13 protein-coding genes are annotated in these 13,923 nt (G+C 59.8%); 3 read left to right on the plus strand and 10 right to left on the minus strand.

The genetic code is table 11. The annotated features are described in order from the left end of the window. Window positions 1–7: 7 nt before the first annotated feature. Window positions 8–871: a LysR family transcriptional regulator gene (locus ACEN2T_RS20500; protein ID WP_034105548.1), complete on the minus strand. Its 864-nt coding sequence runs from the start codon at window positions 869–871 to the stop codon at window positions 8–10. Beyond that, window positions 868–1,803, minus strand: a complete 936-nt coding sequence (locus ACEN2T_RS20505; RefSeq protein WP_442117430.1) for a LysR substrate-binding domain-containing protein — start codon at window positions 1,801–1,803, stop codon at window positions 868–870. Before ACEN2T_RS20505 ends, ACEN2T_RS20500 begins: the two co-directional genes overlap by 4 nt. A gap of 102 nt (window positions 1,804–1,905) precedes the next feature. Between ACEN2T_RS20505 and ACEN2T_RS20510 the strand changes: the two genes are divergently transcribed. Both ACEN2T_RS20510 and ACEN2T_RS20515 read left to right on the plus strand, forming a co-directional pair. Beyond that, window positions 1,906–3,003, plus strand: coding sequence for an oxidoreductase (locus tag ACEN2T_RS20510; protein ID WP_442117431.1), 1,098 nt, complete (start codon window positions 1,906–1,908; stop codon window positions 3,001–3,003). A gap of 84 nt (window positions 3,004–3,087) precedes the next feature. Beyond that, complete coding sequence (locus ACEN2T_RS20515; RefSeq protein WP_032885529.1) at window positions 3,088–3,909, plus strand: DeoR/GlpR family DNA-binding transcription regulator; 822 nt, start codon at window positions 3,088–3,090, stop codon at window positions 3,907–3,909. On the opposite strand, the gene ACEN2T_RS20520 is transcribed toward ACEN2T_RS20515, so the two are convergent. The 8 genes from ACEN2T_RS20520 to ACEN2T_RS20555 all read right to left on the minus strand — a co-directional run bounded on the left by ACEN2T_RS20520 (window position 3,906) and on the right by ACEN2T_RS20555 (window position 12,899). After that, a complete protein-coding gene (locus ACEN2T_RS20520; RefSeq protein ID WP_032885523.1) occupies window positions 3,906–4,976 on the minus strand; it encodes an alpha/beta fold hydrolase in 1,071 nt (356 codons plus the stop codon). The two genes, ACEN2T_RS20515 and ACEN2T_RS20520, sit on opposite strands and share 4 nt — an antisense overlap. Window positions 4,977–5,041: 65 nt before the next feature. Next, window positions 5,042–5,824: a 2-oxo-tetronate isomerase gene (gene otnI, locus ACEN2T_RS20525; protein WP_099603318.1), complete on the minus strand. Its 783-nt coding sequence runs from the start codon at window positions 5,822–5,824 to the stop codon at window positions 5,042–5,044. 22 nt (window positions 5,825–5,846) lie between these two features. After that, window positions 5,847–7,307, minus strand: a complete 1,461-nt coding sequence (locus tag ACEN2T_RS20530; protein WP_442117432.1) for a GntT/GntP/DsdX family permease — start codon at window positions 7,305–7,307, stop codon at window positions 5,847–5,849. A 131-nt stretch (window positions 7,308–7,438) separates the two neighbouring features. Further along, window positions 7,439–8,077, minus strand: a complete 639-nt coding sequence (gene otnC, locus ACEN2T_RS20535) for a 3-oxo-tetronate 4-phosphate decarboxylase (RefSeq protein WP_032885517.1) — start codon at window positions 8,075–8,077, stop codon at window positions 7,439–7,441. Next, on the minus strand, window positions 8,074–9,366 hold the full coding sequence (otnK, locus tag ACEN2T_RS20540) for a 3-oxo-tetronate kinase (protein ID WP_442117433.1): 1,293 nt from the start codon (window positions 9,364–9,366) through the stop codon (window positions 8,074–8,076). Before otnK ends, otnC begins: the two co-directional genes overlap by 4 nt. A gap of 9 nt (window positions 9,367–9,375) precedes the next feature. Beyond that, window positions 9,376–10,335, minus strand: a complete 960-nt coding sequence (gene ltnD / locus ACEN2T_RS20545; RefSeq protein ID WP_256997329.1) for an L-threonate dehydrogenase — start codon at window positions 10,333–10,335, stop codon at window positions 9,376–9,378. A 1,051-nt stretch (window positions 10,336–11,386) separates the two neighbouring features. After that, entirely contained in the window at window positions 11,387–12,250 is an 864-nt protein-coding gene (locus tag ACEN2T_RS20550) for a sensor domain-containing diguanylate cyclase (protein ID WP_032885553.1), read from the minus strand. A gap of 103 nt (window positions 12,251–12,353) precedes the next feature. Then, window positions 12,354–12,899: a TetR/AcrR family transcriptional regulator gene (locus ACEN2T_RS20555; protein WP_442117434.1), complete on the minus strand. Its 546-nt coding sequence runs from the start codon at window positions 12,897–12,899 to the stop codon at window positions 12,354–12,356. A 144-nt stretch (window positions 12,900–13,043) separates the two neighbouring features. Between ACEN2T_RS20555 and ACEN2T_RS20560 the strand changes: the two genes are divergently transcribed. After that, complete coding sequence (locus ACEN2T_RS20560; RefSeq protein WP_442117435.1) at window positions 13,044–13,829, plus strand: SDR family NAD(P)-dependent oxidoreductase; 786 nt, start codon at window positions 13,044–13,046, stop codon at window positions 13,827–13,829. The last annotated feature ends 94 nt before the right edge of the window (window positions 13,830–13,923 follow it).

Consider the following 13,923-nt stretch of genomic DNA (forward strand, 5'->3'; position numbering starts at 1 on the left):
GACGGCATCACGCCGCATCAAGGACGCAGGTCCGGAAGATGTTGAACAGCGGTGAATGTTTTTGCCGATACTTTGAGACCAGTACGATCTCCCTGAAAAACGTGAGATGGCGCAACTCCAGCACCCTGACATCATCCGCATGTTCGAGCCATAGACCCGCCTTGGGTACCAGCGAAACGCCGAGCCCACTGCGTACCATTTTGACAATGGCATCCAGTTCATCCAGCTCCAGTGCCTGATGCACATGGATTTTTTGCTGCTTGAGAAACTGGGTGACCAGCCGCCCGCCAAACGAGCCTCGGTCATACCGCACAAAGGGTTGTTCCGCCAGAATCGCCAGCGGGTCGTCGCCCACTACATCTTTGGACGTGATCAATACGAAAGCCTCGCGCGCGATGACTTCGGCATGCAGATCCTTGGGTAGGGAAAAAGGCGGTCTGATCATGATGGCCAGGTCCAGCTCGCCAGCGTCCACCTGGCTGAGCAGGTTCAACGACACACCCGGGACAAGGTTGGTTTCGATGAAAGGCGCCTGTGACTTCAAAGCCACCAGCGCCTGCGGCAGGATCCCGGTCTGAACCGTGCCGATCGCGCCGATTCGCAGTGCGCCGTGGAAGTCATTGCCGCTGTCTGCGGCACCCATTCGACCGAAAAGCCGCAGGATTTCCTCGGCCAGGGGAATGGCACGTTGGCCTGCTGAATTGAGCGTGGCTGAGCGTCCGGTACGATCAAACAATTTGACGCCCAAGCTGTCCTCAAGGCTTTTGATCTGAGCGCTGACGGCAGACTGCGTCAGCCCAACCTGCTGGCCAGCCGCTGCGAACGTGCCCCGCTGCGTAACACATATAAATGTCTTCAACTCTCTGATCATGGTGCACCTGGATTCGTGATGGGGTGTTGGCGCAGAAGGTCGTCTGGTTCGCTGTGTGTATTGTTGAGTACTTTTTCCAGGTGCTCAACGAACACGCGCACTCTGTGCGGCACATGTTGACGTGTCGGTAGCACTGCCGTGATCGACAGTTGCTCGGGCAGCACATCCTCAAGGTTCACCTTTACGAGTGAGCCTTCAGCAAGTTCGTTGCGGATATCCCAATAGGTCAGCATGGCCAGGCCCAGACCTTGTTTGCTTGCAGTGCGCACCGCCTCGACACTGTTGGCGGAAAACGCGCCCTGAGCTCGAATGGCCACGGCGTTCTCGCCGTTGGTGAACGGCCAATAGGGCATTCCGTGCAACGCGATGCATCGATGATGATTGAGGTCTTCCAGCACCGTCGGTGTGCCCCATTGCGCCAGGTAGGCCGGGCTTGCGCACACGACACGCGGATTCGGCGCAAGGTTGGTAGCCACCAATGTCGAGTCGCGCAGCGTGGCGATGCGAATGGCCACATCAATGCCGAGCCCGGCGATGTCGATGATGCTATCCGATAGCGTCAGGTCGACCTTGAGGGTTGGGTGGTCAGCCAGCAGGGCTGGCAGCAGCGGCATGATGACGGTTTGGCCAAAGACGCTAGGCGCGGTGACCCTCAATGTGCCGCTGGCACTGCCCGCACTGGTTTTCAACGTGGCCTGCGCAGCTTCGTTGGCCTCAAGCATGGTCTTTGCGTAAGGCAGGTACATTTCGCCTTCCGGCGTGAGTGCGACGGAGCGTGTGGTGCGGTGTACCAGGCGCACACCCAGCTCTTTTTCCAGGGCCGCCAGACGCCGTGAGACGGTCATCGCCGACAGCCCAAGCCGCCGCGCAGCCTCGGACAAACTGCTGCTGATGGCGACGTTAGCGAACACCTCTATCTCGGGAATCTGCATGGTTATAACCGTTTGCGTTAAGGCGCCTTATTGCAAGCGTGCGCTTCTAATGGGCGATTGCCGCGCTTATCGTCGTGGCTGGCGAATAATTGAGGGCAAATCATGACAGCACTAAACTCGCGCATTGTAACGCCATTCGATATGGGCGCTCTTAAGCTGAACAATCGCATGGCGCTTGCTCCCATGACACGCGTCAGTGCGAGCGAGAGCGGCAATGCCACACCTGCGATGGCGCGATACTACGAGCGTTTTGCCCGTGGCGGTTTTGGCTTGGTCATCACGGAGGGGATCTACACCGATCGGCAATATGCCCAGGGCTACCTGAACCAGCCCGGTATCACGGACAGCGAACAGGCGCTTGCCTGGCGCGAGGTAGTCGAGGCGATTCATCGCCATGAGAGCGCAGCAATCGCGCAGATCATGCACGCCGGTGCATTGAGCCAGGCGAACCGTTTTGTTGAGCAATCTGCTGGCCCTTCGGCCATTCGCCCGAAAGGCGAACAGATGAAGTTCTATTACGGCGAGGGGGCGTATCGAGTGCCCCAGGCCATGAGCGATGAAGCTATCGCAGATGCCATTGAGGGGTTTGCCCAGGCGGCTAAACGGGCTGTTGGAATCGCGGGCTTTGACGGCGTTGAGATCCATGGTGCCAACGGCTACTTGCTGGATCAGTTCATGACGGGCTACTCCAATCAACGCGAAGATCGATGGGGCGGTGATGTTCGCCAGCGCTTGAGCCTGACGCTTGAGGTCATTGCAACGGTGAAGAAGGTGGTCGGGCACTTGCCGGTCGGTGTGCGTATATCCCAGGGCAAGGTCAATGACTTTCAGCACAAATGGGCGGGTGGGGAACATGACGCACAGACGATCTTCGGCAGCTTGGCTGACGCTGGGGTCGACTTCATCCATGTGACGGAGCATCAAGCCTGGCAGCCGGCCTTCAGCGGTAACGAGGCAAGCCTGGTAACGCTGGCTCGCCGTTATGCGCCTGGTGTCGCGTTGATTGCGAATGGCGGAGTGCAGGACTTGAGCAGCGTTGAACAAACCCTGCAGGCTGGCGCAGATATTGTCGCTGTCGGCAAGGCTGCCTTGGCCAATCCGGACCTTGTACAACGGTTGCTGGAGGGACGCGCGCCGGAACCCTTCGATCCGTCGTTGCTTGCGCCGATTGCCCACATCAAGGACAGCGAGCTGAATTAGGTGCAGTGAGTTACAGATCGGCGGGTGGATTCGCTAATATGTACGCCAATCACCGCCACCCTATCTAAGCCTTTGGAGCACCGAATGCCAAGCCAGAAGGACGTGGCCGCCGAAAGCGGCGCGCCGATGATTCCTGAACAGCGTCGCGAGTTGATCTTGCGTCAGTTGCGCAAACAGCATGTGCTGAGTGTTCACCAGTTGATGGAGATGTTCGACTGCTCACACATGACGGTGCGCCGCGATATCGCGTTGCTTGAGCAGGAAGGCCTGGCGTATTCGGTGACGGGCGGTGTGCGCATTGCCAGCCAGCTTCACAGTGAGCCCAGCCACCAGGTCAAGGCCGTGGTTGAGTTGCCGCAGAAGCAAGCGATGGCCAAACTCGCGGCCCGTCTCCTGTTGGCGGACATGACTATTTATTTGGATGCCGGCACCAGCACCCTGGAGATCGTGCCCTATATCAAACTGCTCAGTGGCATGACGGTGGTGACCAATGACTTCGGCGTGGTTCAGGCGTTGATGGATGCACCCCACGTGACGGTGATTCATACCGGTGGGCAGTTGGACCATTCCAATCATTCCTGTGTCGGCGGCCTGGCGGTGGCGACACTGCGTCAGGTGGTGACGGATATCGCGTTTATCTCGACCAGCTCCTGGGACCTGCGACGCGGCATCACTACACCGTCGGCGCTGAAGGTGGAGGTCAAGCAGGTGGCCATGCAATCGGCGTCCCAAGTGGTGCTGGTGGCCAGCAGCTCCAAGTACGGTACGTTCAGCATGTACAAAATTGCCGGGTTGGAGCAGTTCGATGTGATCATCAGTGATGACGCACTGGCGCCTGCGGCGGCGGATGGGATTCGCAAGCAAGGGGTCGAATTGATGTTGCCGTCCGACCCCCAGCCAGCCTAACGCGCCTTTTCAGTCTCTTGCATGAATTGCCCCAGCTCCTTGCTGTAAAACTTCGCCATGCTCGTGGTGCCATGGCCACGGGTGTCGGCACTGGCGGGGATGAGCAGCAGCCGTGCATGCTTGAGCTCTTTCATCGACGCTTCCAACCGTCCGGTTTCCGGAGGGTTGCGCTCATCGTCCGCCGAGTTGATGACCAGCACCGGCGCCTGGATCTTGTTCAGACCGAGGGCTGCGTTGTAGTCGGCGGAGGATTGCCATTGGTAGATGAAGTCATTAGCGTCTGCGGTTTGCGCGGCATTCAAGCGCTCATCCACCAACTTGTCGGCCAGCGCTCGGGTCGGTGCCGCCGCCTGATAGGCGAGGGTGCCGCCGCTGGTGCCAACGCTGAACATCGCGTTTGCCAGGCGCAGGGACGGCGGTTGCGCGCTGTAGTTACCGTTGTTCCAGGCCGGGTCTTGCTTGATCGACTCCACCAGCAAGCGGCGCATCATCCAGTTGCGCGATGACATCTCGGTGGGTTGGGACGCCATGGGCACCAGCGCGTCCATCATCTGCGGCCAGGTCTGGCCCCACATCCAGGTTTGCATGCCGCCCATGGAGTTGCCGATGATCAGCCGCAGGTGCTTGATCCCCAGGCCTTCGGTAACCAATCGATACTGGGCTTGAACCAGGTCGGTGTAGTTGTACTCGGGAAACTTTGCGCGCAGGCCGTCGGAGGGTTTGCTGGACTGGCCCACGCCGATGCCGTCGGTGGAGATGATGTAGTACTTGCTGGCGTCCAGCGGCTGCCCTGGGCCGAACAGTTCGCCGCCAAAATCCTTGCTCAGCACATCGCTGCCGGGCCGGTAGGTGCCATGCAGGTAGAGGATGGCGGGGTTCTTGGGGTTGCCGAGGGTGATGTAGTGCAGTTTGAGGTTGGCGAGTTTTTCACCGGTGTGAAAGGTGAACTGCGGGGCGATCCAATCGCCCTCGGTCGCGGCCGGTAACGACGCGGCGCCGACGGCGGAACTGATCAACGCCAGGGACAACAACAGCCCGACCGCGGGGCGTGGACTGAATCTGTGCATGGGTATTTCCTATTGTTTTTGTTTTAGGAGCCCGTGCGCACCAAGGTATGCAGGGGCTTGATCACTTAGCGCGCTTTCCAGTCCCGCAACCATTGCAGCCCTGCCGAGGTATCGCTCTTGGGGCGGTATTCGCAACCGACCCAGCCGTCGTAGCCCAACTCGTCAATCAGCTCGAACAGGTAGGGGTAGTTCAATTCACCCAGGTTCGGTTCGTGTCGGTCGGGTACGCCGGCAATCTGAATATGGCCAATGCCGTTGATGTCGCGAAGCAGTTTGACCGCCAAATCACCTTCGACGATCTGGCAGTGATAGCAGTCAAACTGCACCTTCAAATTGCTTGCGCCGACCTCCTTGCAGATCGCGTGTGCCTGGTCCTGTCGGTTGAGGAAAAACCCCGGCATGTCGCGAGTGTTGATCGGTTCCAGCAACACCGTCACGCCAGCCTGACGTGCTTGGGCGGTGGCGTAAGCCAGGTTCTCGAGGTACACCGCGTGATGGCGCTCACGTTGCTGCTCCGAGGGCAGCAGGCCGGCCATCACGTGGATGCGGGTATTGCCTAGCACGGCGGCGTATTCCAGGGCACGGTCGAAGCCGGCGCGAAATTCGCTTTCGCGGCCCGGTAGGGTGGCGATGCCGCGTTCGCCCGCCGCCCAGTCGCCGGGCGGCGCGTTGAACAGGGCTTGAACCAGGCCGTTGTCGCTCAGGTGCTGTTTGAGTACCTGGGCGCTGTATTCGTAGGGGAACAGATACTCCACGGCATCAAAACCATCGGCCGCAGCCGCTGCGAAGCGCTCCAGAAAAGCGTGTTCGGGGTAAAGCATGCTTAGGTTGGCAGCAAAGCGAGGCATGTGAACTCCTGATGAAAAACGATCAGACAAAAGGCCAGATCAACAGGGTGATAAGGAAGCCGAGCGTGCCGAGGAGGGTGGTGATCACCGTCCAGGTCCGCAGGCCGTCTGCCACGTTGAGGCCGGCCAGCTTGGTGAAAATCCAGTAGCCGGCGTCGTTGATGTGCGACATCGCCAGCCCGCCACCGCCCATAGCCAGGCACAGCAGGGCCATTTGGTTGGGCGTCAGGTTAAGCGTGGCGATCAACGGACTGATGATACCTGCGGTGGTTACCAGCGCCACGGTGGTGGAGCCTTGCACGGCGCGCAGCAACATGGTCAGCAAAAAGCCCAGGGCCAGCACCGGCAGCCCGGTGGTACGCAGCAGGTCGGAGACCACTGCGCCGATGCCGGTATCCACCAGTACCTTGCCGAATACGCCACCGGCACCCGCAATCAAAATCACCATGGCCACACCCGGCAGCGCCGAGCCAATCACATCGGAGACCTGGGTACGGCTCCAGCCGCGACGGGAACCGAGCAGCCAGGCACACAGCAAGGTGTCGAGCAGCAGCGCCACCAGGGGCGCACCGAGCACGGTCATGATGCCGCGCAGGGTTGATTCGACAGGCAGCAGTGACGTCGCCAGCGTACCCAGCAAAATCAACACGATCGGCAACAGGATCAAACTGACGATCAAGCCGAAACCCGGCGCAGGGGCGGGTGGCAGCTTGGCCACGATACTGCTGGTGGATTCCTCCAGGCCCATGTGCGAGACGGTCTCTGCACCTTGTTGCGCCTCTTGGGTTTTGCCGTCTTGCCAGGCGCGCAGGTCGTCGTTGGTGACGTGCGGGCCGTAGACTTCGGCGCGGATATCATCGGACATCGGGTAGAAGCGGCGCGTCATGCGCCCCGCCACGCGATAGCCGACGTAGCACAGGAACGCCGTCAGCGGCAGCCCGAACATCAGCACCCGGCCCAGGTCCGCACCCAGTTGGCTGGCGGCGGCGACCGCACCTGGGTGCGGTGGCAGAAATGCATGCACCGTAAGCAGCGCTGCGCACATCGGCAACGCGAACATCAGCAACGGCTTGCGAGCGCGACGAGCCACACCGTAGGCCAGCGGCATGAGGATGATCACCCCCACCTCGAAGAACACCGGCACGCCGATAATGAAACCGGCAATCGTCAAGGCAAGGGGTGTGCGTCGATTACCGAAGCGTTCAATCAGGGTCTTGGCCAGCGCCTCGGCACCGCCCGACAACTCAATGATGCGGCCGATCATCGCGCCCAAGGCAATGATGATCGCAATGTGGCCGAGGGTCTTGCCCATGCCGCCTTCAATGGTGGCGACCAGATCGGCAGGTTTAACTCCCGCCACCAAGGCCACCATAATGCTGACCAACATCAGCGCCACGAACGGCTGGAATTTGTATTTGAGCACTAGGAACAGCAGCAAGGCGATGCCTAGGCCTGCGGTCGCCATCAGGATAAGCGGGCTCATGAGCGCGGCCCTTCATGGAAAACGCAGGATGGTTTTTTGTCGCTGCAAACATCAACACGAAACTTGATAGTGGTCATGCTGGAAGGTCCTGTTGTTTTTATTGTTAAGGGTGTTGCGGTTGGGAACGGTGCCTACCAGTGCGCGCCGAAAACGCTTTTAAGCTCGGCCAGCGCTGCAGCATCCAGCGGCGCCGGACGCGGGTTGCTCATCAGCCACAGGCGTGCGGTTTCTTCGAGTTCTTCGAGGGCGTAACTGGCCTTGGAAACTGAGCTTTCCCAGACCACCGGGCCCAAGCGCTCGAGCATTACGCCACGCACACTGTTGGCGAGGCGCGCGACCTGGTCCGCCACATCGGGCGCGCCGGGGCGTTGATAGTTGATCAGCGGGATATGCCCGACCTTCATCACCTGGTACGGCGTCAGTGGGGGGAGGATGTCATCCTGGCGCCAAACACCGGCAAGCGTCAGGGCCACCAAATGTGTGGAATGGGTATGCACCACACCACCGACGCCAGGGTTGCGATCGTAAACCTGGCGATGCAAGGCCAGGGTTTTTGACGGTTTGTCGCCAGAGACCCATTTGCCCGTAAGGTCGACCTTGGCGATCAACGCAGGGTCAAGGCGGCCCAGGCACGCATCGGTTGGCGTGATCAGCCAGCCGTCATCCAGGCGCGCGCTGATGTTGCCGGCGCTGCCGACTGTGTACCCTCGCTGATAAAGACTGTGACCGACGATGCAGATCTCTTCGCGCAAGGCGTTTTCGTTGCTCATTGCGCACCTCCTGCCAGTTGCTTAAGTGCTTTGTCGAAAAAGTCTCTACCGCCGAAATTGCCCGACTTGAGGGCCAGCGCCAGCGGTTCGGCAGTGTTGCTGAGGGTCGCGGGAACACCGGGGTCAATCTGCGTGCCAATCTGCAGTAGGCGCACGCCCAGGGCGGTGACTACGGCGCCAGAGGTTTCACCGCCAGCGACAACGAAGCGTCTTACGCCGGCCTGACGTAGGGCTTGGGCAATTTCTCCCAGGGCGTTCTCTACCAATTCGCCTGCGCGTTCGGCGCCCAGTTGCTGTTGCACCGCCTTGAGCTCATCCGCAGGGCTGGTGGCATAGATCAGTACGGTGTGTGGGTTGCTCAGGGCAAACGCCACGGCATCCGCCACTACCGACTCACCCGCCGCCAGGGCTAGAGGGTCGATGCGCAGCGCCGGTCGTCCGGCTTCGATCCACGCGGCGACTTGGCCGTTGGTGGCAATCGACGCGCTCCCTGCCAGCACCACCTCGCCACCGGGTACGGTAGGTAAGGAGGCTGGATCGAAGTCACGAAGTTTGCCGGCCCGGCGGAAGTTGTCGGGAAGGCCCAAGGCCAGACCGGAACCGCCGGTTAACAGCGGCAGATCACTGCAGGCGCTGCCGAGGGTGTACAGGTCTTGGTCACTGAGGGCATCCGCGATGGCCATGCCTATGCCTTGGGCGCGCAGCTCTGCAATCCGTTCGCGCACGTGTGACACACCTTGGGCGATGGTGTCGTAGCGCAGCAGGCCAACCTTTTGTGTGGTTTGTGATTGCAGTACGCGGACCAGGTTGGCGTCGGTCATCGCGGTCAGCGGGTGATGCTGCATGCCTGACTCATTGAGCAGTTGATCCTGCACAAACAAATGACCGCGGAAAATGGTCCGGCCATTTTCCGGAAACGCCGGGCAGGCCAGGGTGAAATCACTGTCCAGCGCCTTGAGCAGGGCCTCGCTGACCTGGCCGATATTGCCGGCGGCCGTCGAGTCGAAGGTGGAGCAATACTTGAAGAAAATCTGCTCGCACCCTTGTGCGCGCAGCCATTCAAGGGCTGCCAGGGAGTCGGCTACCGCCTGCGCCGCCGGGACAGTACGCGACTTCAGCGCAATCACGATCGCATCGGCATCCAGTGTCGCAGCGACTTCATCGCTGGGGATACCGATGCTCTGCACAGTACGCATGCCGCCGCGCACCAGCATATTGGCCAGGTCTGTGGCCCCAGTGAAGTCGTCGGCGATGCAGCCCAGCAACGGGCGTGCGCTAGGTAGGTTCATGGGCAATCCTTATTCGGTTTCGGTCTTGGCAGTCGGGAGCTCAATGCCAGGGAAAATCTTGATCACCGCCGAATCGTCCTCACGCCCGAACCCGGCACTGGAGGCCTGCATGAACATCTGGTGAGCGGTGGCTGACAATGGCAGCGGAAACTTGCTGGCCCGTGCGGTATCCAGCACCAGGCCCAGGTCCTTGACGAAAATATCGACGGCCGAGAGCGGCGTGTAATCAGCCTTGAGAATGTGTGGCACGCGGTTCTCGAACATCCAGGAATTGCCCGCGCTGTGGGTGATCACTTCATACAGTGCATCGGCCTCGACGCCTTCACGCAGCCCCAGTGCCATGGCTTCTGCGGCAGCAGCGATATGCACGCCGGCCAGCAGTTGGTTGATGATCTTTACCTTTGAGCCCAGGCCATGGGCATCGCCCAGACGATAGACCTTGCCGGCCATGCCCGTGAGCACGTCATCGGCTTTTGCATAAGCCTCGGCTGGGCCGGAAGTCATCATGGTCATCTCACCGGCCGCCGCTTTGGCTGCACCACCGGAGATCGGTGCATCCAGGTACAGCAACCCTGCGTTGATCAAGCGCTGGCCCAGGTCTACCGCGTAGGTAGGGGCCACCGTGGCGCAACCAATCACCAGGCTGCCAGGGCGCAAGGCGGCGACGGCGCCATGTTCACCAAACAGGACCGTCTCGGTTTGTTCGGCATTGACCACGACGGTGATGATCACATCGCACGCGGCGGCCATCTGGACAGGCGAGCTGCAGGCAACGCCCCCTTCACTGGCGAACTGCTGCGTGACGGTTTCTCGCACATCACAGGCATGCACGTTGAAGCCGCTGCGCAACAACGAGCGGGCAATGCCCAGCCCCATCGCGCCTAAGCCGATAACACCAACATTCTTGTTATTCATGGAGGCTCCGTAGCAAGGCTGTGGGTACGTGGGCGCCGCAGAGGTGCAGGCGATCGTCCAGATACAGGTAAGGGGCGGGAAGCTTATTCGGGGAGGTGTCGATCATCGTTGCCATCCTGTTTTGTTTTTTTGTCAGGGTGTCATGCGGGTTGAATAGATAATCCACCAATGATCAGATTATGTGAAGTTATTTTTTGATTTAACAATATTTAACATCGCCGCGGGTCGCTGCCAGGCTTCAGCGTTGAGAACACAGGCGTTGAAACGCAAAGTGAGCACGGCTTTTGGCGGTGCTCACTGGAAGGCTGTGCGGTGCTACGCCAGGAATTAACGCGAGTAGGTGACTTCTGCGGTCCAGTTTGACGTTTTCTGGTTGTGCAGGTCCCAGAACGCCTTTGCAATGCCAATCGCCTCCTCGGATTCCGGTTCGACGAACGCGCCACAGTGACCGTGGCCACATGCACGTTGTGGGTTTTGGCCGACTCGAAGAGGCCTGCCGTCAATGCACGAATACCGGCCTTACCCAGACTCAACGAAAGATAATCTGCATTCGGTTCGATGCCGAAGAAGCCACCCGTCAGCAGAAGTGTGCCGCTCTGGTGCGCGTACATAAGAATGACTAAATCACAAATTGCACGTCTCGCTTCCCGCGCCAAGCATTTAAAAGCCACTCAAGTGAGTGGCTTTTTTTGCCTGTGATTTAGGGAGTGGACGCTGCGGTGTCTTTTTTATGTGGGGTCAATGTTAGCGACGTGCTGAGTACCCGCAGCTTCATCCCGTCTCTGTCATACCAGCGTCGACGCTTGTATGGAGCCGCCGCTGTTGAGCAATGCGTTGCAATGGCCGAGCGACTGCGCCAACTCGGCGAATGTGCGCTTGGAGGCATTCAAAGAGGGAATGCGCTTCTACTTTGAAACCCTGGTTTCCCGGTTGAGGCTCAGTGCAACGAATTCGTCCTTCCGGTTGATGGGCACCAGAACAGGTCGCATGGGTGGGTCAAAGCTGCGCGTGAGGTGAGCCAATAAGCGCGGATAACGATACGCGCGGACTGATTTACTCGACGGGGGCACGCCAGGGCGTGCGACAACGACCCTAACTACCGATGTCACTCAGTGGCAAACCGCTGCCTTTTTATCCGGTACATATCACCGTCTGCATGGCTGAGCAGCGTATCGGCGTCCTCTCCGTCCGCCGGATAGCACGCCACGCCGACACTGCAGGACGGCATTTGTACCCCGTCAAATTCAGCGCTCAACGGCTCGGCCATGACCGCGAGGATTTGCGCCACCCTCTCCGCGATAGCGTCCTTCGACGGCACATCGGTCAGCAGTACGGTGAATTCATCACCGCCCATCCGTGCCACCAAGTCACTCTCGCGTACGCAACGTTCCAACCGTCGAGCAATCACACACAGCACGCGATCGCCCATGGCATGGCCATGCACATCGTTGATGCCCTTGAAGTCATTGATATCCAGAAACAGCAGCGCCAGGGTGCTGTTGTGAGTCTGTGCGGCGTGCAGGGCCTGGTTCAGTTGATCATTGAACAACGACCGGTTGGTCAGCGCTGTCAGTGGGTCATGATGGGCGAGGAAGCGTAGTTCCTCTTCGGCTTTGGTAAGGGCTGTCACGTCCCTGGCGACCCCGATCCGTGCGCCCACCTCCTTGGACCAGAAAGCTGCCCACAGGATGTGCACGATACTGCCGTCCTTGCGGATATAGCGGTTGCGAAAGTCGACATGGGGTTTGCCATTCATCACCCGGACAATCGAGGCCCGCGTGCGTGGCAGGTCTTCAGGGTGCATGTAATGGGTGATCAGAGTGCCGGTCAGTTCTTCTGCACGGTAGCCGAGCAATGCCTCGCAGGCATCGCTCACAAACACAATCTGGTTTTCACTGTCGACGACAAACACCGTATCCAGCATCAGGTGGATAAGTTTGGGATAGAGAGCTTGCAGGTCTACGGGCATGATGCATCGGGTATCCGGTTCATATCTGCCGATCATAGCCCGATCATGAAGGGCGGCGGCGAGCAATTCTGCTAATTTTCAGTGCCCTCTGCGGCTTTTCATCTCACACGGTCATTGCCTTGCGGCACACATCCAAAATTTCATCCGCCAATGGCGAGTCATCGGGACAGGCCCGGGATAACACCACGGCGCCGACCGCATGGGCGAACCGGTTGATCATCTGTTCCCGAGCGTCCTTATCCAGCTCGGCAGCGTCCTGCTGAAGGGCGGCCAATGCGTTTTCGATGCCTTCGGCGAACGTTGCCTTTACCGTTTGCGATTGACGCGCCGCGTCCCCGCACAGGGCCGACATCGTGCAACCCTGGCCGGGGGCATCACGGTGCTCTCTGGATATGTAGCGATTGAAGAACTCATCGGCGCCCAGCCCGGCGCTGTTGGTCAGCGATTGGGACAGCCCGTTTGCGGCGGCTTCAGCCATTAAGTCGGCTTTGGACCCGAAATGCTTGTAGAACCCGCCATGGGTGAACCCGGCTTCTGCCATCAGGTCTGCCACGCCGACACCGTCATAGCCGCGCTCACGGAACAATCTGGAGGCCGTTTCGACGATGTGCGCGCGGTTTAACAGCACTTGTGCCTTGCTGACCCTCATACCTTTACCCTCGCTGGTGACGACTGTTTTCGGTGCTCACTATACATTGATGTCAATCAACATCAAAACCATTGACGGATAAGATTATGATCGACATCATAAACCCCGCCACACTCAATCATCGTTAATCCAGAGAGCACAGTCATGACGAACGCTTCTTCTATCCTGATTACCGGCGCGTCCAGCGGCATTGGCGCCACCTATGCCGAGCGCTTCGCTCAGCGCGGCCACAACCTGGTACTGGTCGCCCGCGACAAGGCGCGGCTGGAAGCGCTGGCGGCGCGCTTGCGCCAGGAGCACGGTGTGGATGTCGACGTGCTACAGGCCGACCTTACCCAGCAGGCGGACTTGGCTGTGGTCGAAGCGCGCCTGCGCGATGACACGCGCATCGGTGTGCTGATCAACAACGCCGGCGCGGCCCAGACGGGAGACTTCCTGGCGCAGACGGGCGAGAGTATCGAGCAACTGATCGCGCTGAACGTCACCTCGCTGACGCGACTCGCCCGCGCAGTCGCACCGAGGTTGGTGCAGGCCGGCGAGGGGGCAATCGTGAATATTGGCTCGGTGGTTGGTCTGGCGCCGGAGTTGGGAATGACGCTGTATGGCGCGACCAAAGCGTTCGTGCAATTCCTTTCCCAGGGCATGAGCATTGAGCTCTCTGGCAAAGGCGTTTATGTGCAAGCGGTGTTGCCGGCAGCCACCCGTACGGAAATCTGGGAGCGCTCGGGCATCGACATCAACACGCTGCCAGAGGTCATGGATGTGGGTGAGCTGGTGGATGCCGCACTGGTCGGTTTTGACCGGCGTGAACTCGTGACCATCCCGCCACTGCATGACGCCGCGCGCTGGGACGGTCTTCAGTCCGCGCGTCAGGGCTTGTTGTCGGGGCTGCGTCAGGCTCGCGCTGCTGAGCGCTATCGCCCACAGTAACGGGTGCGTGTTTGAGTCCACGGCGCAGGCTTTGGCCTATGGGGACGCGGGGCGGGCTAAAGGGAAGGTTGTCGTACAACTGAATGCGCTATGA

The sequence above is a fragment of the Pseudomonas sp. W22_MBD1_FP4 genome, from assembly GCF_052113765.1.
GTDB lineage: Bacteria > Pseudomonadota > Gammaproteobacteria > Pseudomonadales > Pseudomonadaceae > Aquipseudomonas > Aquipseudomonas sivasensis.

Excerpts from the sequence above, each read along its gene's own strand:
- ACEN2T_RS20510 (WP_442117431.1), top strand. The coding sequence starts at position 1,906 with ATGACAGCACTAAACTCGCGCATTGTAACGCCATTCGATATGGGCGCT.
- otnK (WP_442117433.1), bottom strand. The coding sequence starts at position 9,366 with ATGAACCTACCTAGCGCACGCCCGTTGCTGGGCTGCATCGCCGACGAC.
- ACEN2T_RS20515 (WP_032885529.1), top strand. The coding sequence starts at position 3,088 with ATGCCAAGCCAGAAGGACGTGGCCGCCGAAAGCGGCGCGCCGATGATT.
- otnC (WP_032885517.1), bottom strand. The coding sequence starts at position 8,077 with ATGAGCAACGAAAACGCCTTGCGCGAAGAGATCTGCATCGTCGGTCAC.
- ACEN2T_RS20560 (WP_442117435.1), top strand. The coding sequence starts at position 13,044 with ATGACGAACGCTTCTTCTATCCTGATTACCGGCGCGTCCAGCGGCATT.
- otnI (WP_099603318.1), bottom strand. The coding sequence starts at position 5,824 with ATGCCTCGCTTTGCTGCCAACCTAAGCATGCTTTACCCCGAACACGCT.
- ACEN2T_RS20530 (WP_442117432.1), bottom strand. The coding sequence starts at position 7,307 with ATGAGCCCGCTTATCCTGATGGCGACCGCAGGCCTAGGCATCGCCTTG.
- ACEN2T_RS20555 (WP_442117434.1), bottom strand. The coding sequence starts at position 12,899 with ATGAGGGTCAGCAAGGCACAAGTGCTGTTAAACCGCGCGCACATCGTC.
- ACEN2T_RS20520 (WP_032885523.1), bottom strand. The coding sequence starts at position 4,976 with ATGCACAGATTCAGTCCACGCCCCGCGGTCGGGCTGTTGTTGTCCCTG.
- ACEN2T_RS20505 (WP_442117430.1), bottom strand. The coding sequence starts at position 1,803 with ATGCAGATTCCCGAGATAGAGGTGTTCGCTAACGTCGCCATCAGCAGC.
- ACEN2T_RS20550 (WP_032885553.1), bottom strand. The coding sequence starts at position 12,250 with ATGCCCGTAGACCTGCAAGCTCTCTATCCCAAACTTATCCACCTGATG.
- ACEN2T_RS20500 (WP_034105548.1), bottom strand. The coding sequence starts at position 871 with ATGATCAGAGAGTTGAAGACATTTATATGTGTTACGCAGCGGGGCACG.